Below are 23,451 nucleotides of genomic sequence, written 5' to 3'. Positions count from 1 at the left end.
TGCCTTGGCATTAGCGTAAGTGGGAGTCTCACCGATGCTTCACTATCGCTCCACCACCACAGATTGCCTCACCTTACGCGGCTCCAAATAGGCCATCAAAGCGGGGAGCAGCATGCCGCGAACGAGGAAGGTGTCGATGAGAATACCGGCCGCCATCGCAAAGCCAAACAGCAGTAATTCCTGCAGAGGCTGCGTCATCAAAACGCAGAAGGTTGCCGCCAGTACGATGCCGGCGGAAGAGATGATGCCGCCTGTTAACGCCGCGCCGCGCTGCACAGCTTCCCGCCAAGGATGGCGCCTCGCTTCCTCTTGAATACGTGAAACCAAAATGATGTTATAGTCGACGCCTAACGAGATGAGAAAGATAAAGGTATACACAGGCAGCCGGTAGCTGAAGGCATCGTGACCGTATCCGAAATGGAACACGCCCCAGACAAGTCCCATCGTCGCTGCGTAAGACAGCAGCATGGTCGCCATCATGGTGAACGCCAAGCGAAGGGAGCGAGCCTGCCAGATGAGCATAAGGGTAATCAACAAGGTGATGAGGGAGAAAATAACCAACGTATCGCGCTTGTTCATGGTACGGACATCAAGCTGCTCAGCCGTTTGGCCTGCGTAATGCAGCGCAAACTGGTCAGGCTCGAAACCGCTCGCTCGAAGCATAGCATTGCTATCCTTGCGCAGCCCAGCGATCACATCTAGCGCAGCTTGATCATAGGGATTCATCTTAAGGATCATTTGAAGTTTGATCGTGTGTTTTTGAGCGGAAAGCATCTGCCTCACATCGGGATTATCAGGAGCTAACAGCGCTTGGTTGGTCCCGAGGGTAGGAGGGCTGGCCTCTGTTGTAAGTGGTTTAATCTCCGGCGTAAGAGAACTGATCCCCTCGTGCCCCCGGATAAGTTCGGTTACCATACTTATTTTGCCAACGAATGCCTCATCCCAAACGATTTCTTCCTCTGACTCCAAAAGAACGGTAACCGGCGCCAATTGTCCTTGCGGGAATCTCGCTTCCAGCACTTCAAAGCCTTGCCTGGAAGAAATATCGCTAGGGAAAGATCTCATGAGATTAAATGAGTAGCGTATGCCGAACACATTCGAAGAAGCTACTAGCAAAACAAGAATGAGCACTAGGCTCGTAATCCGAGGTTTTTTCATAACGTACGAGCTAACCCAAGCCCAGAAGCCCCGTGGTTCTTCATCCGCCAGTACCAAATCAGCTCGTGGAATAAACGGCCAAAATGCCCGTCGCCCAAGCAAGGCAAACACTGCTGGAATCAACGTCAATCCGCCAAGTAAAATAACCACCATCGCGATTGCAAATACGGGCGCAAAACTGTGATAGGGTTTGAAAACAGCTGCGAACAAGGTAACCATGGCGATAAGTACCGTGCCGCCGCTAAAGAAGATCGGTTCAGCCACGTTGGAGAAGGCTTTCGACATGGCATCGTATTTGGAAGCCATTGTCCGTAAAGCAGAACGGTAGCGAGCGATGATGAAGAGACAATAGTCCGTCAACACCGCAAAAAGAAGGATCATCATGATGGAGAGAGATTGCTTCTCGACGAAGATCCACCCCATTTTACCTGCTAAACCTAAGAGACGATCGACGACTTGATACACCATGCCAGCGATGACCAGCGGGAGCAGGGCCAACAGAGGGGAACGATAAATGAGGATCAAAATGATGAGAATGATCACAAGTGTGGCGAGCATGAGCACAAAATCGGCCTTTTTGAAAAGCATAATCGTATCCGATGAAATGCCGGCAGGACCTGTGATTTCAAGCTTCATAGAGCCTAGCCCAAGCTGCTCGGACTTATGACGAATCTGTTCAAGCGTGTCATAGACAAGACCAGATGCTAGATCCTTTTGGAGTGAGACAGTTAAGAGAAGTGTCGTATGGTCTGTGGAAAATAACCGATCCTGCTGCGTAGCAGGCATTTGATGGAAAGGTACGGAACGCGTGATATATGGCGGTTTCTGATCAGAATCCAACCAAGCACTGACGCTAGTAATGGCGCCGCGTTCGGTATCCGTGATCGGTTGCTCCGAATGAAAAACGAGGAGGGCGGTTAAGCCGTCTTGTGAAGGGTACGCATGTTTTAACAACTGCTGAGCTTCTTCAGAAAGTGTATGACCAGCTAGGCTGCCTTCACCGCCGCTTTGGGCAACTTCCTTGGATGATGGCGCAAAAACGCTTAATAAAATAATGGCAGCTAGCCAGCTAATGAGAACGATTTTGACGCCTTTGCTACTACTAACAAATCGGGCAAAACGCGTGAAGAAATGCTTCATCGTAGGTTCAATCCCCTCTCTCCTAAATCTACTTCAAATTGTAGGAGAGGAATATGAACGGATCATGAATGCGTGATTACAATCGCGGCAGTCGTACGGTAAACGTCGTTCCTTTGCCCAGCTCACTCTGGACATGAATGCTGCCGCTGTGCAGCTCAATGATTTTCTGCACAATGGATAAACCGAGGCCTGTACCTGCGCTTGCACGGTTTCTTGCTCGATCCGCTTTGTAGAAGCGGGTGAAAATATGAGGCAGCTCAGCCTCCGAAATCCCAATGCCAGTGTCGCGCACCACAATGGTAACCCCTGTCTCTGAAGGTTGAATCTCGATGCGTAAGGAGTCGCCATGTCGAGCATATTTGATGCTGTTGGTGATGAGATTAAGCCAAACCTGATGCAGCAGTTGGTGATCGGCAGAGACGTCTGTTTCTGGAAGATCTAGTTCGATCTCCATGCCCTTCTCCGACCACTGCCATTCCGTATGGATGAGAATCTGACGGATTTGTTCATCCAAACGATATACGGTGCGTTTAATTACATGACTCTCTTTATCTAGGGAGGCGAGTGTTAGCAGCTGTTTACTAAGAGAGGACAAGCGTTTACTTTCGTCTAAAATGATATGAAGATAACGTTCCTTCTCCTTCTCGGAGGTCGTTTGATCTAGGATGGATTGGGCGAAGCCCTGAATTGATGTCAGGGGGGATTGAATTTCGTGGGATACATTGCCGACGAATTCTTGCCGCATATCATCGAGTTGTTTCAGCGATTGCGCCATGAAGGTGAAATCTCGTGCAAGCTCCCCGATTTCATCCTGCCGTGAAACGTCCATCGTAATAGCGTAGCTGCCGCCAACGATTCGCTTCGTGGCTTCTCGCAATCTTTTGACAGGCTTCACAATGAATTGGGAGAAAATAATGATCAGCACGATGCTGAATACGAAGGTTAAGCCAAGCAGGAAAGCCATCAAGATGCGTACGCCCCCGATTTGCTGCTCCAAATTAGGCCTAACAAATAGGGCATACGTTTTCCCCAGCACCTGGACGGGAACGCCGATACTGTTTCGCAGGCTATTTTCAAAATACCCAATGACCATAAGAAAATGACGCTCCTGCAGCATTCCACGATACGTCTCACCCGCCAAGACAAGGCGAATTTGCTCCGGATCAAACTGCGTATGCTTATAAGGAGTCCCGTAGAAAGTTCCTTGCATCTGATCGTTCACGACATAAAGCTGAAACCCCATATTGGCAATATGGGAGAAATAGGTCGCGGGCTCTACCCCAGGCATTGCCTCATATAGCGTGCGAATCTCCGTAGTTATCTTCCAAATTTGTTCCTCGTTCTGATCCCTTAACTTCGCTAGATAATACCAATTGGAGAGAAAGAGTGCGAGCATCGAACTGACCATCGCAATGAGAATAAACGTAATGACGATGCGGGTATACAGTGTTTTCACGCTTCATTCACCTCTAACTTGTAACCAAGCCCTCTAACCGTCGTAATCATAAAATCATTCGTTTTTTCATAGAAACGCTCCCGCAGTCGCTTAATATGAACATCGATGGTACGGCTATCGCCCTCGTAATCGGAGCCCCATAACATTTGAATCAATTGCTCACGGGTAAAAATACGTCCCGGATGACTCGCCAATTGCGCGAGTAGCTGAAATTCCTTGAGCGGCAGCAGCAGCGTTTCACCGGCAATTGTCACTTCATAGCTTTTGCGATTGATGATCGTTTGGTGGAGTGTAATGATCTCAGAGGAGACGAGCTGGTATCGACGCAGTAAAGCACGGGCTCGGAACAGCAGCTCCTTCGGCTCAAACGGCTTCACCATATAATCATCGGTACCTGATGCGAAGCCCTTTTCTTTATCTTCGATTTCTCCTTTGGCAGTCAACAGAAGAACGGGAATATCGTAGTGTTCACGAATTTCCGCACATAGCTCTAAGCCATCACGCAGCGGCATCATGACATCGACCACGGCCAGATGGATCTGTTCGGTTTCCAAAAGCCTGGATGCTTGTTCACCGTCACTAGCTTCAAATACGGCATAACCTTCTTTGGAAAAAAGGAAGCGAAGCAATTCACGAATATGCGGATCGTCGTCGGCGACGAGGATATGTGTTTTCAAATGGAAGCACCTTCTAACTTCAAAATGGTAGAGCTTGGCATCAGTGTAAACGAAAAAAAACCTGAATGCCACTTCTGATTCCGAGAAGTCGGAAGACGACGTTTCGGGAGACAGAGGGTAGCATTCAGGCATCGCGTATCGATAGGAAGAACGATGTGCTAGTAGACTTCGATATAGCCGATCATCGGACCGTTATGGGCCATATCCGTATGTGTCATGCAGATAAGCCGATAAGTGCCCGCTTGATTAGCGGTAAAATGAACGATGGTTTCTTTGCCTTTCTTGATCTCACCGCTGATATTCAGCCCTTCGATGAGGAAAGGATGGCTTTCGCCATTAATACCGTAGATGCTGAGCTTGATGTGCTCCCCTTTTTTCACGGAAATTGAGCCGGGATCCCAGCGATAAGCTTCGATGGTTTTACCATCTGTGGTGGTGGATTTGAACTCTCCGACAACCATGTGGATCGTGCGTTCAGCTGTAGGTTCAGCTAAGGTGGGTAAAATGGTTCCCCGATTCATATACAGCCATCCTATGAGAATAAGCACAAGTGCAGCTGCAATTTGGTAAAGATGCTTGCGTTTGACAATCCATACTCGGGACATAGGGTCCGCCTCCTGTACAAGGGTCTTGTACATCTTATGCGGGGGCTTGTCAGCGCATGAATGGGGATTACACAGTTACAGTTACCACCACTGCGTGGGGTACTGGTTCTTGGTTGCCCGGTGATACCCGAAGGCAACGAGCACGATCAGCGCTGCGCCGAGGAGCACCGGCGTGAGCAGGAAGCTCCAGCTGGCGCCCGTGAGCATCACGAGCAGCGGGTCGGCGCCTGCGGGCGGATGCAGCGTGCGTGTCAGCTGCATGAGCGTGATGGCGGCGCCAACCGCAAGGGCGAGGCTCCACGCGTGCACGCCGAACGCGGTAAGGGCGCAGAGCCCGACGAGCGTGCTCAGCACGTGGCCGCCGATGAGGCTGCGGGGCTGCGCGAGCGGGCTCTGCGGGAGCGCGAAGGCGATGACGCAGGAGGCGCCGAAGGGGGCCATGAGCAGCGAGGTGCGGGCGAGATCGCCGAGCAAGCTGCACAGCAGGATGGCGATGAAGCCGCCGATGCCAGGGATGAGCTTGATGAATAGGGGAGAGAGCTGCTGGCGAAAACGAGTGAACATAGGGGGTGTGCCTCTTTTCATAGTGATATCCTTGATGGTATCATGAGATTATGTATTTGAATAACGAATGAATGCGATAGATGATATTTGATATTTCGATGGGTGGTGCTTTCCTATGTTGGAACAACTGGATGGTCGAAGTATGAAAACCTTCATTACGGTCATGGAGGAGGGGAGCTTCAGCAAAGCAGCGCACAAGCTTGGTTATGTGCAATCCACGGTGACGATGCACATCCTTCAATTGGAGCAAACCTTGGGACAATCCCTCTTCCAGCGGTTGCCACGCGGTGTCGAACTGACGGCAGCAGGTCGAGAAGTGGCCCCGTATGCGTACCGTTTTCTGCAGTTGGGTGATTCGTTACAGGAGAAATTAACCGGGCTCGGGGAGCCCAAAGGTATGGTCCGACTGCGGGCGTTGGAATCTTTCTGCGTGCCGCATCTGCCTAAGATGCTGCCTGCGTTGTTTGAGCAGTATCCGCAGATCCAGCTGCAGCTGGAGACGGGCTTTCAACGCGATATTATCCAAGAGGTATCGGCATTTCGCGTGGATTTGGGCATCGTCCCGCGGGATCCCAAGGTGCGGAATCTTACTTTTATCCCGCTGCTTGCGGATGAATTGGTATGGGTAGGCTCTCCGGCATTGGTGGAGAGAATCGAGCAGGAGGGTTGGGAGGCGGTCGCGCAGACGCAGGTCATCGGCTTCGGCAGCCGCTGTATCTACCAGTCGATGGCCTCGCAAGTTTTGGCTGATAAAGGGATAGCTAGCTTTACAGAAATGTCCTTCGATAGCACCGAGATGCTCAAGCAAACGATGATGTGCGGGATGGGCTTGTCTTTGCTGCCAGTCACCTCTGTAGCGGAAGAGCTTAGCATGGGTAAGCTGCGCCGCGTAACGCAAGAGAAATCGATCCCGCTGGAGCACGGACTGATTCACCGTGCCGGCAAGGAGCTCAGCGCGCCAGTGGAAGCATGCAAAGCGCATATTATCGCGTATTTTTCTGTATGAGTTGCATATAAGTAGAGGATGAGAGCCCGTCTATGTTAAAATATAAGACATGAATATAGCACGTAGGTTTTATGGGGAAGTTGTTCTCTTTTAACAGGAAAAACTAGGTGAATTTTAAATGGAGAAATGCCTGTTATTTGCTGGTTCAAGGCTCATGCACAACAATTAGATGTAGTTTTTCCCGCTATTGTAAGTAGGTAAGTCGCAATTTGGATGGAAAGCGAAGCGAAGAGAGGGTTACGAATGAGTGAGTTGATTCATAGTGTTTTGGTGTATTTGGAAGACTTGGGGTACTGGGGGATTTTCCTTGGCCTTATGCTAGAGGTCATTCCGAATGAATTGCTTTTAGCTTATGCAGGTTATCTGGTTTCCAATGGTCAAATTAACTTCGTAGGCGCCATTCTTTGTGCAGTCGTAGGAGGAACGTTGGCTCAGATCGTGCTATACTGGATCGGGCGTTACGGCGGCAGGCCTTTTCTGGAGAAGTATGGCAAATTCTTGCTGATCAGCAAGCACCATATCGATGTCGCAGAAAATTGGTTCAATCGGTATGGAACGGGTATGATTTTTACAGCGAGATTCATTCCCATTGTACGTCACGCGATTTCGCTTCCAGGCGGAATGGCCAAAATGCCTTTGGGGAAATTCTCATTGTACACGGCGTTAGCCTTAGTTCCTTACTCATTCCTCTACGTGTATTTGGGTATGAAATTGAAGGACAACTGGGAGACGATTGGTGAGTACGCAGGACCTTATATTAAACCTTTGATTATCGCTGCAATTGGGTTAACCATTCTGTATGTGGGTTATCAATTTTATCTAAAAAGAAAAGCGAAAACTAGCAAGTAGATTTGGCGGTTTCGCTTGCTTTTGTTACAATGAGTGTGAATAAGGACGATCTTGGGAGGATGTAAACAATGAGTACGAATCTTGCTAGTAAGCTGCGCACAGGCTTGAAACCGAAACAATTTATCGATGCTATGGAGAAAAATAAAGAGCAATTCCTAGCGTATTACGATGGTTTCGCATGGGATAATGAAGAGGATAAAGAATATTTTGAATCCCTCAATAATCGTGATGATCTTCGTTGTTTGATTATTGCTGCTGACTGGTGTGGAGACGTTATTCGCAACGTGCCTGTTGTTTTCAAGGCTTTGGAAGACAGCGGTGTGCCGACAGAAGTTCTGATTATCGAGCAAAATTATGACGTCATCGACCAGTTCCTAACAGGCGGCGGCCGTGCCATTCCGATTGTTGTGTTCACGGATACAGGCGGTTTCGTGCTGGGACACTGGGGACCTCGCCCGAAAAATGTACAAGCGGTTATGACGCAGTTCAAGAAAGAAAATCCAGATCGCGAAGCGGCTGATTATAACGAAAAAATTCAAGTAGCCAGAGCCGAAATGGGCCGTCAATATGGCGAAGGTAACGGATATCATGCTGTTATTGTGAAGGAACTTCGTTCATTAATCGAGTCGTTCTAAGGGTGGCATCACGATGATTAACATTCAATCCTTCGTCCTGGGTCCGGTTCAGACAAACGCATACTTACTGTCCAATCCAGAGACGAATCAAGGCATTATTATCGATCCCGGTATGAATCCGAAGTCGCTGATCAAAAAGATTGCCGACATGGATATCGTTGCGATTTTGCTGACACACGCGCATTTCGATCACATCGGTGGCGTTGACGAGATTCGTAAGCTCAAAGGTTGTCCCGTGTATATTCATGACCTGGAAGCCGATTGGCTGACGAATCCTAAGAAAAACGGCTCAGCTCGCTGGCCTGATCTGGGCGCTCCGATCCAAACCGATCCGGCGGAATTTGCGCTTGATGAGGGGCAAACCCTTGAGTTTCTGGGTATCCAGCTCAAGGTGTTCCATACCCCTGGTCATTCGCCAGGCAGCGTAAGCTTCTTGTATGACAAACACCTGTTCAGCGGGGATGTGTTGTTTAAACTATCCGTAGGTCGTACGGATCTGCTAGGTGGCGATAACAATACCCTGCTGGATTCCATTCAGGATAAACTGTTCCTGCTGGATGACGATGTTATCGTCTATTCGGGGCATGGCGCCAAAACGACGATCGGCTTCGAACGTGAGAATAACCCATATGTGTAAGAAATGAAGGACTGCTCCCACTGATGTGGGGGCAGTCCTTTTTTTGTATGGAGACGCGAAAGCTAACCGTGTAGCGATGAAAAACAACACTACAGCTATGGGCATTGGGACCAAGCCTGATCAGAGTTTTGTGCAGCACATATGCTCGTTCGCCCATGACACCCAACCATTTTATTTGTAATCTGGGTGTTTACCGTGTGCAACGTAGGTGGTTCCCCATAGACTGATGTTGTAAGCTATTCACCCAACTTCAACAATAACCTTCAAGTTAAACCGTAAGCTTGTGAAAGTCCCTTTAGGGAAAATATGAAGGAGGTGCTCTCTCATGGAATATGTTAAAGTTCCGAATTACCCAATGCAACCAATGCCAATGCCAACCCCGATGCCAATGCCAATGCCAATGCCGATGCCGACTCCGATGCCAGCTCCTGCGCCGATCATGCAACAACCTGCACACAATGATATCCACCTGCACGCATCCTACCAACATACCGAATTTATCTACCCGAAACCAGTCCACACGCAAGCTGTTGCTTGTCCGCCGAAAAACAATTCGGCCGCTAGTATCCTTGTACTTTTCATTTTGCTAGTTATCATTACGCGTGGCATTTGTAGATATTAATTTACGGATTGCACGGGTAAAACGTGAAGGTAATCCCACGGGACTTAGGGTCTTGGTGGGGTTGCCTTTTTTGTTGCTCGGGGTTTTTGTGCTGGATGACCGCAAGTATTATTTTATTAGTCTGATGATCGTGTTATATACGATGATTCCGTTCGTGATGGTCTTTGAAAATCGCAAGCCACAGGGGCAGAGGCGTGGTTTTCTCGTTGGCGCGACCGCAGGGTTCGTGTCCAATTTCTTCTTTGGTCAAGGACCGTGGACGCCGTGGCAGATGTTTTGTTTTGGCCTCATCGGCTTCGTGGCGGCATTATTAATTTAGGCTCACTGCTGGTGACACCGAGCTTTTCTTGGGAAGCCTTGCTTGCGACTTACATCTCTGGCTTCTGGTTTGATTGAGTTCATACGATTGCGAGGGTGTTCTTCCTCTTCGTGATCTCGGGTCCGATGATCGAGAAATTGGAGCGGATCAAAATCAAATATGGACTGATGGATTCGTAAGATAGATCCTTAAGGTATATCCTTAAGGTATATCTCTAATAGATAGTTGCTAAGTACGGATTCAAAGTCAGCTCATGCGAGCTGGCTTTTTTTCATTTCAGAGCTGCATGGATCATCTGAGGGACGAGATTGGAAAGATGCCTAATTGGAATGGAACGAGGGTGCTCTAATTTTGGGAAATGAGGCTGTTTGGAAACTTTGAGGGAACGAGGATCCGCTATTTCGGCGAAAACATGCGTAATCACATGAAAATGGACGTAATAGTGCACTAACGTTCCCTTTCGCGCCACAAATGGCTATTTTCATGGAAATAGCGCACTGACGTTCCTTAACTTTCGAAAACATGCTGTCCCGACTTCCCAGTCTACGCAAAATGCGGCTTCGATCACGGGATCTGTGAATGTAAATCAGGCTTCGCGATTAGATAACTCCAATGGCATGCTCCTTTTCCGCCTCAACACGATGAATACACTGAATTTATCCAATATTGGGTAGAAGGATGCTACCAATAACCGCAAAGTAACGGTATTTTTGCACAAGATAGTGTCACTTTTGTAACCGCATTCTTGATATGCTGAAAGCAATAAATAGCAAGGAGATGAAGCGAATGTTGAAGGTAGCCATTATCGGAGCTGGCGCCATTTCGAAGGCGCATATTGAAGCGTATTTACAATTTCCAGAGCGTTGTACCATCGTGGCGATTAGTGATATTTATAAGGATAAAGCACAGGAGCGAATTGATCATTTTCAGCTGAAAGATGCGAGAGCTGTGAAGGATTATAAAGAACTGCTGGACGCGGACATTGATCTTGTTTCCATCTGTACACCGCCGTATACGCATGCTTCCCTAACGGTGGAGTTTCTAGAGGCAGGCTCGCATGTCATGGTCGAGAAGCCGATGGCTTCTTCCCTGGAAGAATGCGACTTGATGAATGCGGCTGCGCAGCGGACGGGCAAGCTTCTCTCGGTTGTCGCGCAGAACCGTTTCAAGACGCCGATGATGAAAATGAAAGCCGTGCTGGAAAGCGGCCTCATGGGCAAAATCGTCCACGTGCAAGTCGACTCCTTCTGGTGGCGCGGCCACTGCTACTATGATCTATGGTGGCGTGGCACGTGGGAGAAGGAAGGCGGCGGCCCAACGCTGAACCATGCGGTGCATCATATCGATGCGCTGCTGTGGATGATGGGCAGCCCGACGGAAGTGCAAGCGTTCATGAGCAATGTGTCTCATGATAACGCTGAGGTCGAGGACCTCTCCATCGGCATGCTGCGCTATGCGGATGGTTCCTTAGGGCAAATCACCAGCTCAGTCGTTCACCATGGTGAAGAGCAGCAGTTGATTTTCCAAGGCGCCAAAGCGCGCGTATCGGCCCCATGGAAGGTAAAGGCGTCGAACTCGACGTCGAACGGTTTCCCTGAGCCAAACACGGCGTTGGAGGAAGAGCTGCAAGCTTTGTATAGCAGCTTACCGGAAGTCATCTATGAAGGGCATGTCGGCCAAATTGACAATGTGTTAACTGCGATTGAAACCGGCGCTCCCGTTCTGATCGATGGGATTAGCGGTCGTCAAACCTTGGAGCTCATCACGGGGATTTACAAATCAGCGAGCACTGGCGAGCTTGTGAAGTTCCCACTAGACGCGGAGGATGCGTTCTATACGAGAAGCGGCGTGCAGGCGAATGCGACCCATTTTTACGAGAAGAACACGTCGATTGAAAATTTCGCGCCACAGACGATTACAACGGGAAGTACGTTTAACTAAAACAAGAGACAACAGACAGGAGACTGGTAAAGATGCAAAAGAGCGATGGCATGACTTACGCACCACAAGGAAGCTTTAACACGGTTTGTCAGGCAGGTGAGTTTGTTTTTGCGGCGGCAGCGCTGGATCACGGGCATATTTATGGGATGTGCAATGGTCTGCGGGAAGCAGGCGGGGAATTGAAATGGGTGTATGATCCGGATCCGGCAAAAGTAGATAAATTCCTGAGCATATATCCTGGAGTTCGGGCAGCAAGCTCGCTTGAAGAGATTCTGCAGGACGTAGAAGTAAAGCTAGTTGCAGCTGCAGCGATTCCGTGCGACCGCGGACCACTTGGACTGCGCGTGATGGATAGCGGCAAAGATTATTTCACGGACAAAGCACCGTTTACGACGCTGGAGCAGTTGGAAGCAGCTCGTGCCAAGGTGGCGGAGACAGGCCAGAAATATGCTGTGTATTATAGCGAGCGTCTGCATGTTGAAAGTGCAATCTACGCGGGACAATTAATTGAGCAAGGCGCGATCGGCCGCGTCCATCAAGTCATTGGATTAGGGCCGCATCGCATGAACTTGAAAAGCAGACCGGATTGGTTTTTTGAGAAGGAGAAATTCGGCGGTATTTTGTGCGACATTGGGAGCCATCAGATCGAGCAGTTCCTGTATTTTACGGGAGCGAAGGATGCGAAGGTAGTGCACAGCAAAATAGCGAACTACAATTACCCACAGTATCCGAATTTTGAGGATTTTGGAGATGCTACCTTGGTCGGGGACAATGGTGCAACAGGTTATTTCCGGGTGGACTGGATGACACCAGATGGTTTAAGTACATGGGGCGATGGCCGCATGACGATTCTGGGGAGCGAAGGGTACATTGAGCTGCGGAAATATGTCGATATCGCCAGAGATCAGACGAGTAATCATGTGTACCTTGTGAACAAAGATGGAGAGCAGCATTTTGCGGTCACTGGCCAAGTCGGTTTCCCTTACTTTGGACAACTGATCTTAGATTGCTTGAACCGTACGGAAGAAGCGATGACGCAGGAGCATACCTTCAAAGCAGCAGAGCTGTGCCTGATTGCGCAGCGCGATGCGATGATCATCACGGCTTCCGAATAAGGCTGGGGCTAAGCTGCTGCTGTTGCCATTGCTTGCGGTATTGATGCGGCGTCACGCCAATTTGGCTTTTGAACATTTTGCAAAAGTAAGAACAGTTCGTCACACCGATCGCTTCACCAATATGAGCCACTGGCTGATCCGTCGACGTCAGTAGTTTCACAGCTTGCTGAAGCCTTCTAGCAGTTACATAGTCAGAAATGCTGGTGCCGGTACACTCTGTAAACAGATGTGACAAGTGGTATGGAGATAGGTGCAGATCAGCCGACATCAGCTCCAAACGAAGCGGTTCGGTATAATGCTCCTCCAACCAGCCGAGAATGCGTTCGGCCTGATGGGTTTTGCGCGTTGTGCCTGAGCGGATCTGACCTTCTCTTTGCTCCCACAGGGGCATGAAGCTGCGAAAGAAAGCGACTAGGAAGAGTGAGTACTCTTCCAACTCTTCTTGTTTGCTCAAGGTAGGCAGTTTATCCGCAAGGCTATTAAAAAGTGTAAGAAACTGGCTCGTCTCACCAAGTCCGTAAAGACAAGGATCTTGCAGTTTGCTTGTATGAATATGCTTAAAAAAGGCCAATAATCTCGGCCAATGTTCGAAGTAGGCTTCGTAAAGAGATGGCTCATAATGAACAATGGAGCGCACGAATGGCTTTTCCGAGTCCATCTGAATATGGTGCAGCTGATAAGGCTGAAACACACACAGCATACCAGAGGTGACTTCATAGCTCTTCTGATCCACAATGAGTGTGCCATGTCCCTCATGAACGATCAGGATTTCAATGCCTTGATGAGCGTGGAACGTACCCTGATAATGTTCGGTTCCGATGGTTTTTCGCTGATAGGCAAAATAGAGCGGAATCGCGTTCAAGCCAATATTTTGCACATAAGACATCAGGGTCACTTCCTCTCCAAAGCGTGGGATCTTGGGCGCAATACAGCCAAAGTATACAGGAATAGAGCCTTCGTCGGCAAGACGATGCGGGGGCTTTGAGTTCCGCGTGAAATTAGGATTTCACTAAGAGAATCGCGAGAAACGGAACGACGTTCCACTATTTTGCAATTTTCGGGTATTTTGGCGTCTAAACGGAACGAGAGGGCACTATTTTGCTATTTTAGGTGGTATTATCGCACGCAAATCAGCAATAGCGAACTGAGGTTCCGCATCGTGCATAAAAACGTCACTTTCAGGCATATTAGCACACTGACGTTCCCTTTCATGAAAAAATTGGTGTTCGTAGCGCATAAGGTGTCCCTGGACGCTCTCGGCCTTCGGTCAGTTCAGTATCATGGTGCTACTTGGTTAGGTATATGAATAAAATTTCCCCCACAAACCCCTTCTCAAACTAAGGGGTTTTATGTTAAACTCAACTTGTCTGACAACCTGATAAGTTAATGAAAGAAAGTGGGGCTTCTCATGAAGGTTTCCTTATTTATTACATGTCTAAGCGATGCACTATATCCTAAGGTGGGCGAAGCGATTGCGCGTTTGCTGGGGCACTACGGCATCATGTTGGAATTGCCAACTGTGCAAACTTGCTGCGGTCAGCCGGCTTATAACAGTGGCTACTGGGACGAGGCGCGAGCAACAGCGAAGACGATTCTTACTGCTTTTGAAGATAGTGATTTTGTGATTTCGCCTTCGGGCTCTTGCACGTATATGATTCATCACTATGGAAATTTGTTTAAGGATGAGCCGGAGTGGTTGGAGAAAGCGACACAGCTCCAGAACAAAACGTATGAATTCACGCAGTTCCTCGTGAGTGTCCTAAACATCACTGACTTAGGTGCTGTGTTTCCACATAAAGTCACGTATCATCCGTCCTGCCATGGAAGCAGGCTGCTCGGCGTCAAGGCAGAGCCGCTTGCCCTCTTGCAAAGCGTAAAAGAAATGGAGCTCGTGCCGTTGCCTTTTGCCGATGATTGCTGTGGATTTGGCGGTACGTTCGCTGTGAAAATGGCCGATATTTCTGGCGCGATGGTGCAGGAGAAGGTAGATCATGTGAAGGAAACCGAAGCCGAGGTATTGGTCGGTCTGGATATGGCCTGCTTGATGAATATTGCGGGGAATTTGCGCTATCGGAATGAGCCAGTGAGAGTAATGCATTTAGCTGAGCTGCTGTATGAAGGGGTGAAGCGCGCATGAGTCACGCGAATGATGGGAAAGCAACAACAGTTAAGGAACGGGCAGATCTCGCGCTCAATGATGAGTTTCTGCGCAAAGCGGTGAAGTTTACGACAGAGCGGCTGCGCGGCGGCAAAATGAAAGCGGCGGCAGAACACGGCAATTGGGACGATTGGCGCGAGCGCGGCAGACAGATTCGGCTGCATACGATCGCGCATCTGGATTATTATTTAACGACGTTTGCGAACAATGCGAGAGCGAATGGGGTTCATGTGCATTTTGCGGATACGGACGTCGAGGCAGTGCAGATTTCACTCCAGATCGCGGCCGCGAAGTCAGCCAAAACGGTCGTCAAATCCAAGTCGATGGTGACGGAGGAGCTGCATTTGAACAAGGCGCTTGCCTCCATTGGTGTTGAAGCGATTGAGACGGATCTAGGTGAGTATATCATTCAGCTAGCCGATGAAACGCCCTCGCACATCATCATTCCAGCTATTCATAAAAATAGATATCAAATCGCCGAACTATTATCGAAGGATGCAGGGGAGACTTTGGCCCCGGATACCACGATTCTGGCTGGCTATGTTCGGAAGAAATTAAGAGAGAAATTCCTAGAAGCGGATATTGGGATGACGGGCTGTAATTTTGCCATTGCAGAGAGCGGATCGATGGTCTTGTTCGAAAATGAAGGCAACGCCCGCATGGTTACGACGGTGCCCAAAACGCAAATCACCCTCATGGGGATGGAGCGGATTATCCCTACGTGGGCTGACCTCGAGGTTATGGCGACGCTGCTCCCACGTTCAGCAACAGGTCAGAAGCTGACTGTGTATATGTCCGGCATCACAGGTCCGCGCAGAGACGTAGATGCTGATGGTCCGGAAGAGATGCACATCATCATCGTGGACAACGGGCGCTCCCAGCAGCTCGGAGATCCTGAGTTCCAGGAGCTGCTCAACTGCATCCGCTGCGGCGCGTGTCTGAACGCTTGCCCGGTGTACCGCCATATCGGCGGCCATGCCTACGGCGGCACGTACAGCGGCCCGATTGGCGCGGTGCTCACGCCTGCGCTCAAGAAAAACGTGGCGGAATGGGACGACATCGCCAACGCATCAAGTCTTTGCGGTGCCTGCTATGAGGCATGCCCAGTGAAGATTCCGCTGCACGACATGCTCGTATCGCTGCGCAGGCGCAAGGTCGAAGGCGGCCATGGCGATAAGATCGAGGCTGTGGGGATGAAAGGTTTTGCTGCGGTGATGGGGAACGCGAAGCGTTTCAACGCCGTGCTCAAGCTGGGCAGAATCGGCCAAAAGCTGGTCGTTCGTGACGGCGGCATCCGCCTGAAAGTAGGGCCGCTCAAGGGTTGGAACACCTACCGTGTCGCGCCAAGCTTGCCGAAGGCATCCTTCCGTGACGGCTGGAAAACACTCGAGCAAGAAATTCGTCATGGGCTTACGGAGGCTGATCCTGCTATTCAAGCAAGGATGGCTGACGCACTAGCCGCACGGGGGAAAAAGGGAGGACATCATCATGGGTAAACGAGACATAACGCCCGATTGGCAGGCGAAGTTAGATAAGCTGGATCAGCAATCCCTGGCTGAGCAAGAACGTTTCATCCAAGGCATCGCACAGAAGCTGGGGCGTGCACGGGTAACGGAAAAGCCTGGGCATCCTTACCAAGGGGCTTCGGATAGCTGGAAAGCGTTCAACTGGTCACCAGAGGAACGCGTAGAGAACTTCACAGCCAACTTCCATGCCGCAGGCGGGCACGTGGTTAAGGTCCCTTCGATGGAGGCGGCGAAGGCAACCATCCAAGAACTCGTCAACACGCTAAGCGTCAAACGTGTTATCCACCAGGATCAAGCTGAGCTTCATGCGCTTGAACTAGCCGATGCCCTGCCAGACGTCGACTTCGCGATTTGGAACACCGATGAGGACACCAACTGGAAGGCCAGCGCAGCGAATGCCGATCTGGGCATTGTCCTTGCTGACCATGCTGCGGCTTACACTGGATCGCTAACTGTGTTATCATCGAAAGAAAAAGGCCGATCGGTCAGCTTGCTTCCCACGGCATTGATCGTCCTGCTGCCGATTGAACGATTGAAAACGAGACTAGGCGAAATACTCGCCCCACTCGATCAGATAGCAAGGAAAGACCTGCCGGCCGGTATCCACTTCATCTCGGGTCCAAGCCGTTCGGCGGACATTGAGAACGATTTGACGATTGGTGTTCATGGTCCAGGGATTGTGCACGTGCTACTTATCGGATAGAAGAGGTACCCTTATGGAAGTTACTAAGCTGCAGAAACAGAATCACTATGATGAGATCGCACAGCAGATTAAAGAGATGATTATGCAGGGACAATTGAAAATGGGGGATAAGCTTCCTTCCACCAAAGAACTGTCCGAGCGCTTCGGCGTCGGACGTTCCACGATGCGGGAAGCCCTCAGCGCCTTGAAGGCGATGGGCCTTATCGAGATTCGCCAAGGCGGTGCGTGCCGTGTCATCCGGCAGGTGCCAGCGGAGGTTTCTTTGCCAGAATGGTCTTCACTTCGCATGAATCGGACGACGCTTCTGGAGCTTATGGAAGTGAGACAATCCCTCGAGATTTCGATTGCAGCCATTGCAGCACGGAAGAGAACGCCCGAGGACCTAGCGCAGCTGAAGCTCATTATGCAGGATATGGAGAATTCGATCAACGATGATGCTGAGGGTGAACGAACGGATCTTGCCTTTCACGAGCTGCTCGTGCAAGCAACGCATAACGCAATTATGGTGCAGACGTGTGACTCCATCCGCAACGCGATGGAAATGATGATTCGTGACATTCGCCGGGCGGAGCTATATGCGAATCAGGAAGTGGCTGTCCAGCTTTTGAAGGAGCATAAAGTGATTTATGAAGCGATCCTCAGCGGCGATCCGGTGCTGGCTTCTGGGGCGATGCGCGAGCATTTGGAGCATGTGGAAAGCATTTTGATCAAATATATGTAAGGGCATTAATCAAGAGAAAAGCTTAACTCCATCAACTAGTATGTTGAGGAGCTAAGCTTTTTTGCCGTGCTCAGAGGGGAGCTTAGTTTCAATGTACCAATCCTGTACTCTCGATTTTAACGTGCGTTTCCACGTCGAACCTAATCTCCGGGTAAACGGATTGCCAATGCGCCCAGTCCTTTTCTTTGCCAAAATGCTGGCCCAAATAATGAAGTCCAAAGCCATACGGATCAACCTTGGCATCCCTGATTTTGTATAGGAGATTCTTAAGGGACTCGTTTACTTGCTGTTCAAGCAGCGGCTGCACTTCGTGAATGTTCAAACCCAATGCGCCTTGTTCAATCAAACCTGTAAGATTGAGTTTCAGCTTCACGACGGGTATTTCTTCTTTGGTCACGGAGATATGCCGCGAGACTCGCGCAACATAAAAGGCCAGCGGCTCCCCATTATATGTGATAGCAATCCCCGACTTGCTGAACTTATTCGCACTCAAATTATAAAGCTGAGTCTCCTGCGGGTTGAGGACGACACACTGATTGGTTTTATTAAGTAAAGCAAGATGCTCAACGACGTAAGAATCACCATCAAAGCTAATAATTGGAAAATAGGGATCTAACCCTTTTTCTTTGAAACGCCGGAATGTGTCAAACAATAGCTCGGTCACCGTATAGGGAGAAACTGTTCCTTCTTTACCGAAGGTGAGGAAAAAGGAGTTTCCAGCTAGTCTCTCTGTTGTTGGGTTTGCCTCAAGTACTTTACGCGCATTCGGTTCTGCTACGGCCATATAAGAGATCAATTGAATGTCGCGCCTTCGCGTAAGCCAATTCAAAGGTTCTTCCAGAGACTCCTTCGCTAAGCGATCCCCAAATAAGAACACCCGGCAATGCCCGAAATCAAGCTCTTTATCAACATGTGCTTTGAGATTTCTAACTGCTTCCGCGATGCTCTTGGCTTCTTGGTATTCGATCTGGCTTTGTGCCAATCCTTCTCCCAACTTGGAGGCGGGGATGGCAAGCCGCAGTGTGACGAGATACGGTTTATCTTCCTTCCCTGTCCAGTCTATCCCCATGGCGACGACGAAGAATCGCTTGTCAATGTCTTTAAAGCTGCATCCTCCAACTAAAGCACAGCAGATGAAGACAAGTAGACATGTGAGAAATCGTTTCATAAGTTTACATGTTCCTTTTTTTGCTTCCATACGAAATAGAGCATGAGGAATAGGAAATAAATTTCCACAAAGAATCGAAGCACTAACCAGATTTCGGAGAATAGCTGACTTCGATCCAAATTGACGAATCGCATGAATAGGAAGGAAAGGGCACCGAGGGCTAACCCTAGCCATAAGTTAATCCCTGGGACCGGGTCTTCTTCAACAGCGACCGAGCCATTAATCGAGTACCGGAGCAGCATGATCGTCGTGTGCCATGTATTCATGACGAACAAAAGCGATAACCCTGTGAAGAGGAGCAGAAAGACGAACAAAACGCGGTTAATAAATCCATATTCCGTCATCATGGAATCAGCTGTCATACTCCATAGGTAAACGTAATCTTCAACCCCAACCGTACCATGAAAACCAATAGGTACAAAAAAAGTAATCGTTAAGAATAATATACCGAATAACGGGACAATCCAGCGAAAATGAAATTTAAAACCAACCGTATACAGCCGATTGAAAATAAGGAGGCTGAGATAGCCAGAGAATAAAAAGGTAGAGGCAGCGACCGTAATGAAAGACGGAGGCTTATTGACATAGCCAGCCACGTAACGAATGGCATCCCAGTTAATATTTTCATTGAAAATGGCTTTCATGATAAACAAAATGAGCAAGGGAGAGCTGAGGATCACCATGATTTCATGAATGAATTGGACAGAACGGGTAGATCGACTGCATGCCCATACTGCCGCGGTTGCCATGAGAAACAGATTCAGATAGGGGTTGATGTCTGGGTAAAAGAACATACGGACCGTCTCGGAGTAAGCGTAAATAACGATAATGCCAGCTGGTAACCAAAGGCATAGCGCAGCAAATAAGATGTTGGTTTGGGTGAACCATCGGGGTGTATAACGATCACATATCTCTGGGAAGCCGAGTCCTGGAAACCGCTCAAAGCAAGCCATGGTTCCGAGCGAGAGGATGGTGCCAATAACCATCGCAACAAGCATGCCCGAGACGGCTCCATTAAACCGATCTCGGATCAGCAAAGAGGGGACAAACATCATGATATTAATCATGCCGACATAGAGCACATGATAGTAGGTATATCGCGACATGATTATTTGGCCCCCTTTTTAAAGTTGTGGTGTGCTTTCGCTTCAAGTTTGGGGATGTATAAAGCCAAATAGGGTTGACCAAAGCTTCTAAGACTGCACCAATAGCTAATTAAGATGAAGCCTAGAACGACGACACCAAGCAACCCAAAGAAAATGGCAGCTATCACAAAGATGTACTTAGCGAAGCGAACCGAGTAGCCGAAGCCGTTATTCGGGATAACGAAATTGGAAATCGCAACAACGGAGGTCACGATAATCATAATGCTGCTGACTAATCCAGCTTGTTGGATCGCTTGACCCAGGATTAGGCCCCCAACCGTTGTTGCCGTCGAGCCAATATAGCGTGGCAGCCTTAGACTTGCCTCGTTCAAGGCTTCAATCATGAATAACATGATGAAGACTTCGATAAAGGACGGATAGGGAACGACGACACGGCTTCCTGCGATCGAAAGTGTCAATTGAACGCGAAGCACTTCAGGATTATAAGAGACAATCGCAATATAAAGAGCAGGTAGTGTAATGGTTAAAAACATGGCTAAATATCTCAGAATCAAGAGACATTTGCTCATCCAATACGATTCATAATCATCGTCCATTGCGTGTAGGAAATCGAATAACCGAACGGGCAGCACGAGCCCGAAGCGACTTCCATCCTGAAGCAGGGTGACTTTTCCCCTTTCAAGCATGGCTGCGATCCGGTCCGGCCTCTCTGTTTGGAGGATGATGGGAAAAAAACGATGCCTCCATCCTGATAGCGACTGCAATAGCTGACCAGAAGCTTGGAGGATTTTTATTTGTATGTTGGAAATCCGCTCGTTTAATAGTCCAAGTACATCTTCATTGACAAGATTCTTGTCATAAAGAACGGAAACTCGTGTGTTCGAAATTTGGCCAATCATATGATTTTCAACGCAAAGGGAAGGCGCGTTATAGCGCACGCGAATGAGGCTTATGTTTAAATCCAGATCTTCGGTAAGGGCTGTTTGAGGCCCCTGTATCGCTACCTCTACCTGAACTTCATCGGGTTTGTCTTGAAATTTCCTTTGGACGTCGTATCGGTATACTTGATCTTCTATTTGTAAGAGGACGGTGCCTTTAAGCAACAAACTGGACCAATGCATAGATTGATCGGCTTTTCCGAAGGCGGGGTTGGTGTGAAGCATGCGATCGAATTCTTCCGGATTGAAGCAATAGGAGTAAGGAACCGTTAAGCCATTCTTGATTAAAGCTAGATCGCAGAGAGAAGGGAAGTAGATGACTTCCATTTGCATATAGCCATTGTCTAGGGTGTCATAGAAAAGGTCAGCTGGATTGTTCAACTCAGCACGGATTTGTTCGATCATGCCAATCCCCCCAATTCCCTTACATTACCATGTGGCTTAGCGTGCCCTGAATGGGGAAAAAGCATACAACCCATTGTTGTATGCCTGAAAGGACGATTGGATGATCGGAAAGCCAATGGGAATCTATCCGGGAATCACTAACTGCCGGCAGCACGCAATCGGATCACATAATTACGTTCAAACTGATCGGCAGATAAAGGGGCAGCCAATAAGTAACCCTGTACCTGATCACATCCATGGCTTTTAAGAAAATCAAATTGTGCTCTCGTTTCTACTCCCTCTGCAATAATGTCTAGCTGCAAACTGCGTGCCACAGCAATAATAGCAATTAGGAAGGAATTATTCGATGGCGAGTTAGACAGGCTTTGGACGAAGGTTTTATCGATTTTCAGTGTACGAATGGGGAATTTATGCAAATAATTGATGGACGAGTATCCTGTCCCGAAATCATCAATCGCGATTCGGAATCCCTGATGATGCAAAGCATGCAGCTTCTCAATCATGCAGAACCGATTCATTTCCATGCTCTCTGTAATTTCGAGTTCCACGTACTGCGGCTCAAGGTCATTTTCATGTAAAATGTCAATCAACGACTGGACAAATGTTTCTTGATGAAATTGAACAGGGGATACATTAACAGAAATAGTCACGCCTTGCAGCCCCGTATCATGCCATTTTTTCATCTGTTTGGTGGCCGTTCGCATTACCCATTCGCCGATGGCTTCGATTTGATGGGATTCTTCGGCTATGGGGATAAACACCTCAGGCGGTATGTTTCCTAACTGTTTACTCTCCCAGCGGAGTAACGCTTCGATCCCTCTAAGATCACCCGTTTGGATATCAAATATGGGCTGATACACAAGGGAGAGTTCATTATTTTCTATCGATTCTCGCAAATATTGTTCAAATACAATGCGTTGGGCATATTTCGTTTTCATATCTTGATTGAACAAATAGTAATTGTTTCGCCCTTGCTCCTTGGCTGCATACATGGCTTGATCTGCATGTTTGAGTAAAAGCGCTGGCAACTCTCCATCATAGGGATATATCGAAATGCCAATATTCGTAGACACATAAATATCTTTTCCATCAATACGCAAAGGTTTTTCCAACAACGTGATGATGTTCTTAGCCTGTTTCGTAATCGTATCTCCATTCCCAAGAGGCATCAGGATGACAAATTCATCCCCGCTCAGTCGGAAAGCCGAGCTATTATCAGGCAAATGACTCGAAATGATAGCGGAAAATTGCTGCAAAATCTGATCGCCAACCTGATGACCGAAGGAATCATTGATCCATTTGAAACGATAAATATCCAGAAACATAACGCCTACGGTCTCATGATGTTGCTGTGCGCGATGTAAAGCACGTTGGAAAAGTTCATTGAATTGATTGCGATTAGGCAATCCGGTCAAATGATCGAAGTAAGCTAACTGATGTATGAGTTCTTCCGATTTCCTTTTCTCGGTTAAGTCCCTCAGATAGGCGGTATAAATCGTTTTCCCCCTATAAACCATATCCGTTATGATAAGTTCTGCCGGAAATTTGCTTCTGTTCGAGCGGTAGGCCATGATTTCCATACGTCTGCCAATAATGGAATCAGCCTGCTGGCTTAACAGGTGATATAGGTTAGCAGCATCTCGTCCATCTTGATCGAAAGGAAAGAGGAGATTGAATAGCGTAAGCTTAAGCGCTTCTTTGCGCGTATATCCGAATATGGATTCTGCCGCAGGATTGAATTCTATGATCCAGCCCTGAGATTTAAACATGAAGATGCAATCAATCGTTGATTCTAAAATAGAAGCTTTGAGAGAAATCTGCTCAGCCAATCGTCGCTCCGCAGAGAGAGAGTTGATAAAACGGATTGCGAAAATGATGGCAAGCAGCATAATGATGAACGAAAACAGGCCGAGAGCGAAATGGTAACGATCCATTAGCGAATGTTGCATGAATGCCTCCCTATGTTCTCCTACAATAGAAAAAAGGATCATCCCGAATAAAA

Annotated in this window: 22 protein-coding genes; 12 read left to right on the top strand and 10 right to left on the bottom strand. The window is 48.5% G+C overall.

Annotation, left to right across the window (positions count from 1 at the left end):
- Positions 1–42: 42 nt before the first annotated feature.
- From AC58P7_RS20095 to AC58P7_RS20075, 5 genes are all read right to left on the bottom strand, one after another.
- Entirely contained in the window at positions 43–2,298 is a 2,256-nt protein-coding gene (locus tag AC58P7_RS20095; RefSeq protein ID WP_497345962.1) for an MMPL family transporter, read from the bottom strand.
- Between the two features lie 76 nt (positions 2,299–2,374).
- Positions 2,375–3,754: a sensor histidine kinase gene (locus AC58P7_RS20090; protein WP_497345960.1), complete on the bottom strand. Its 1,380-nt coding sequence runs from the start codon at positions 3,752–3,754 to the stop codon at positions 2,375–2,377.
- On the bottom strand, positions 3,751–4,431 hold the full coding sequence (locus AC58P7_RS20085; RefSeq protein ID WP_497345958.1) for a response regulator transcription factor: 681 nt from the start codon (positions 4,429–4,431) through the stop codon (positions 3,751–3,753). Before AC58P7_RS20085 ends, AC58P7_RS20090 begins: the two co-directional genes overlap by 4 nt.
- Positions 4,432–4,589: 158 nt before the next feature.
- On the bottom strand, positions 4,590–4,952 hold the full coding sequence (locus AC58P7_RS20080; protein WP_497346014.1) for a cupredoxin domain-containing protein: 363 nt from the start codon (positions 4,950–4,952) through the stop codon (positions 4,590–4,592).
- Positions 4,953–5,117: 165 nt separating this feature from the next.
- Positions 5,118–5,600 carry an HPP family protein gene (locus AC58P7_RS20075; RefSeq protein WP_497345956.1) on the bottom strand — a complete coding sequence of 161 codons (483 nt, stop codon included), beginning with the start codon at positions 5,598–5,600 and terminating at the stop codon, positions 5,118–5,120.
- 115 nt (positions 5,601–5,715) lie between these two features.
- Here AC58P7_RS20075 and AC58P7_RS20070 point away from each other — a divergent pair, with 115 nt between their 5' ends.
- The 8 genes from AC58P7_RS20070 (at position 5,716) to AC58P7_RS20035 (ending at position 12,724) form a co-directional block, all read left to right on the top strand.
- Positions 5,716–6,606 carry a LysR family transcriptional regulator gene (locus AC58P7_RS20070; RefSeq protein WP_497345954.1) on the top strand — a complete coding sequence of 297 codons (891 nt, stop codon included), beginning with the start codon at positions 5,716–5,718 and terminating at the stop codon, positions 6,604–6,606.
- A 243-nt stretch (positions 6,607–6,849) separates the two neighbouring features.
- Entirely contained in the window at positions 6,850–7,455 is a 606-nt protein-coding gene (gene uptA / locus AC58P7_RS20065) for an undecaprenyl phosphate transporter UptA (RefSeq protein ID WP_497345952.1), read from the top strand.
- 68 nt (positions 7,456–7,523) lie between these two features.
- Positions 7,524–8,090, top strand: coding sequence for a thioredoxin family protein (locus AC58P7_RS20060; RefSeq protein ID WP_497345950.1), 567 nt, complete (start codon positions 7,524–7,526; stop codon positions 8,088–8,090).
- Positions 8,091–8,103: 13 nt separating this feature from the next.
- Complete coding sequence (locus AC58P7_RS20055) at positions 8,104–8,727, top strand: MBL fold metallo-hydrolase (protein ID WP_497345949.1); 624 nt, start codon at positions 8,104–8,106, stop codon at positions 8,725–8,727.
- Between the two features lie 325 nt (positions 8,728–9,052).
- Positions 9,053–9,349: a hypothetical protein gene (locus AC58P7_RS20050; RefSeq protein ID WP_497345947.1), complete on the top strand. Its 297-nt coding sequence runs from the start codon at positions 9,053–9,055 to the stop codon at positions 9,347–9,349.
- 55 nt (positions 9,350–9,404) lie between these two features.
- Positions 9,405–9,668 (top strand): hypothetical protein, encoded by a 264-nt coding sequence (locus tag AC58P7_RS20045; RefSeq protein WP_497345945.1) that lies wholly within the window; start codon positions 9,405–9,407, stop codon positions 9,666–9,668.
- A gap of 786 nt (positions 9,669–10,454) precedes the next feature.
- Positions 10,455–11,609, top strand: a complete 1,155-nt coding sequence (locus AC58P7_RS20040; protein WP_497345943.1) for a Gfo/Idh/MocA family protein — start codon at positions 10,455–10,457, stop codon at positions 11,607–11,609.
- 32 nt (positions 11,610–11,641) lie between these two features.
- Positions 11,642–12,724: a Gfo/Idh/MocA family protein gene (locus AC58P7_RS20035; protein WP_497345941.1), complete on the top strand. Its 1,083-nt coding sequence runs from the start codon at positions 11,642–11,644 to the stop codon at positions 12,722–12,724.
- Here the strand turns inward: AC58P7_RS20035 and AC58P7_RS20030 are convergent.
- Positions 12,708–13,610, bottom strand: coding sequence for an AraC family transcriptional regulator (locus AC58P7_RS20030; protein WP_497345939.1), 903 nt, complete (start codon positions 13,608–13,610; stop codon positions 12,708–12,710). The genes AC58P7_RS20035 and AC58P7_RS20030 overlap by 17 nt on opposite strands.
- A 522-nt stretch (positions 13,611–14,132) precedes the next feature.
- On the opposite strand from AC58P7_RS20030, the gene AC58P7_RS20025 reads away from it, so the two are divergent.
- The 4 genes from AC58P7_RS20025 to AC58P7_RS20010 are packed head-to-tail and all read left to right on the top strand — an operon-like array spanning position 14,133 to position 17,832.
- Positions 14,133–14,861, top strand: a complete 729-nt coding sequence (locus AC58P7_RS20025; RefSeq protein ID WP_497345937.1) for a (Fe-S)-binding protein — start codon at positions 14,133–14,135, stop codon at positions 14,859–14,861.
- The gene (locus AC58P7_RS20020; protein ID WP_497345935.1) at positions 14,858–16,378 is read left to right on the top strand and encodes a LutB/LldF family L-lactate oxidation iron-sulfur protein; all 1,521 of its coding nucleotides are present in this window, start codon (positions 14,858–14,860) and stop codon (positions 16,376–16,378) included. Before AC58P7_RS20025 ends, AC58P7_RS20020 begins: the two co-directional genes overlap by 4 nt.
- Positions 16,371–17,111: a LutC/YkgG family protein gene (locus AC58P7_RS20015; protein WP_497345933.1), complete on the top strand. Its 741-nt coding sequence runs from the start codon at positions 16,371–16,373 to the stop codon at positions 17,109–17,111. The genes AC58P7_RS20020 and AC58P7_RS20015 overlap by 8 nt, the downstream gene beginning before the upstream one ends.
- A gap of 13 nt (positions 17,112–17,124) precedes the next feature.
- Positions 17,125–17,832 carry a FadR/GntR family transcriptional regulator gene (locus tag AC58P7_RS20010; protein ID WP_497345931.1) on the top strand — a complete coding sequence of 236 codons (708 nt, stop codon included), beginning with the start codon at positions 17,125–17,127 and terminating at the stop codon, positions 17,830–17,832.
- Between the two features lie 88 nt (positions 17,833–17,920).
- Here AC58P7_RS20010 and AC58P7_RS20005 read toward each other — a convergent pair whose 3' ends face one another.
- The 4 genes from AC58P7_RS20005 to AC58P7_RS19990 all read right to left on the bottom strand — a co-directional run bounded on the left by AC58P7_RS20005 (position 17,921) and on the right by AC58P7_RS19990 (position 23,398).
- A complete protein-coding gene (locus AC58P7_RS20005; protein WP_497345929.1) occupies positions 17,921–19,000 on the bottom strand; it encodes a Ger(x)C family spore germination protein in 1,080 nt (359 codons plus the stop codon).
- Positions 18,997–20,106, bottom strand: a complete 1,110-nt coding sequence (locus AC58P7_RS20000) for a hypothetical protein (RefSeq protein ID WP_497345927.1) — start codon at positions 20,104–20,106, stop codon at positions 18,997–18,999. The genes AC58P7_RS20005 and AC58P7_RS20000 overlap by 4 nt, the downstream gene beginning before the upstream one ends.
- A 2-nt stretch (positions 20,107–20,108) precedes the next feature.
- Positions 20,109–21,449, bottom strand: a complete 1,341-nt coding sequence (locus AC58P7_RS19995) for a spore germination protein (protein ID WP_497345926.1) — start codon at positions 21,447–21,449, stop codon at positions 20,109–20,111.
- Between the two features lie 137 nt (positions 21,450–21,586).
- Positions 21,587–23,398, bottom strand: a complete 1,812-nt coding sequence (locus AC58P7_RS19990; RefSeq protein ID WP_497345924.1) for a putative bifunctional diguanylate cyclase/phosphodiesterase — start codon at positions 23,396–23,398, stop codon at positions 21,587–21,589.
- Between the last annotated feature and the right edge of the window lie 53 nt (positions 23,399–23,451).

Source organism: Paenibacillus sp. J22FR5, from assembly GCF_059691975.1.
This window is presented reverse-complemented; position numbering and strand designations above follow the sequence as displayed.

Bases quoted from the DNA above. Each gene is read 5' to 3' on its own strand.
- uptA (WP_497345952.1), top strand. From the start codon at position 6,850: ATGAGTGAGTTGATTCATAGTGTTTTGGTGTATTTGGAAGACTTGGGG.
- AC58P7_RS20010 (WP_497345931.1), top strand. From the start codon at position 17,125: ATGGAAGTTACTAAGCTGCAGAAACAGAATCACTATGATGAGATCGCA.
- AC58P7_RS20080 (WP_497346014.1), bottom strand. From the start codon at position 4,952: ATGAATCGGGGAACCATTTTACCCACCTTAGCTGAACCTACAGCTGAA.
- AC58P7_RS20020 (WP_497345935.1), top strand. From the start codon at position 14,858: ATGAGTCACGCGAATGATGGGAAAGCAACAACAGTTAAGGAACGGGCA.
- AC58P7_RS20070 (WP_497345954.1), top strand. From the start codon at position 5,716: ATGTTGGAACAACTGGATGGTCGAAGTATGAAAACCTTCATTACGGTC.
- AC58P7_RS20075 (WP_497345956.1), bottom strand. From the start codon at position 5,600: ATGTTCACTCGTTTTCGCCAGCAGCTCTCTCCCCTATTCATCAAGCTC.
- AC58P7_RS20040 (WP_497345943.1), top strand. From the start codon at position 10,455: ATGTTGAAGGTAGCCATTATCGGAGCTGGCGCCATTTCGAAGGCGCAT.
- AC58P7_RS19995 (WP_497345926.1), bottom strand. From the start codon at position 21,449: ATGATCGAACAAATCCGTGCTGAGTTGAACAATCCAGCTGACCTTTTC.
- AC58P7_RS20005 (WP_497345929.1), bottom strand. From the start codon at position 19,000: ATGAAACGATTTCTCACATGTCTACTTGTCTTCATCTGCTGTGCTTTA.
- AC58P7_RS19990 (WP_497345924.1), bottom strand. From the start codon at position 23,398: ATGCAACATTCGCTAATGGATCGTTACCATTTCGCTCTCGGCCTGTTT.
- AC58P7_RS20060 (WP_497345950.1), top strand. From the start codon at position 7,524: ATGAGTACGAATCTTGCTAGTAAGCTGCGCACAGGCTTGAAACCGAAA.
- AC58P7_RS20055 (WP_497345949.1), top strand. From the start codon at position 8,104: ATGATTAACATTCAATCCTTCGTCCTGGGTCCGGTTCAGACAAACGCA.
- AC58P7_RS20035 (WP_497345941.1), top strand. From the start codon at position 11,642: ATGCAAAAGAGCGATGGCATGACTTACGCACCACAAGGAAGCTTTAAC.
- AC58P7_RS20015 (WP_497345933.1), top strand. From the start codon at position 16,371: ATGGGTAAACGAGACATAACGCCCGATTGGCAGGCGAAGTTAGATAAG.
- AC58P7_RS20095 (WP_497345962.1), bottom strand. From the start codon at position 2,298: ATGAAGCATTTCTTCACGCGTTTTGCCCGATTTGTTAGTAGTAGCAAA.
- AC58P7_RS20030 (WP_497345939.1), bottom strand. From the start codon at position 13,610: ATGTCTTATGTGCAAAATATTGGCTTGAACGCGATTCCGCTCTATTTT.
- AC58P7_RS20050 (WP_497345947.1), top strand. From the start codon at position 9,053: ATGGAATATGTTAAAGTTCCGAATTACCCAATGCAACCAATGCCAATG.
- AC58P7_RS20000 (WP_497345927.1), bottom strand. From the start codon at position 20,106: ATGTCGCGATATACCTACTATCATGTGCTCTATGTCGGCATGATTAAT.
- AC58P7_RS20025 (WP_497345937.1), top strand. From the start codon at position 14,133: ATGAAGGTTTCCTTATTTATTACATGTCTAAGCGATGCACTATATCCT.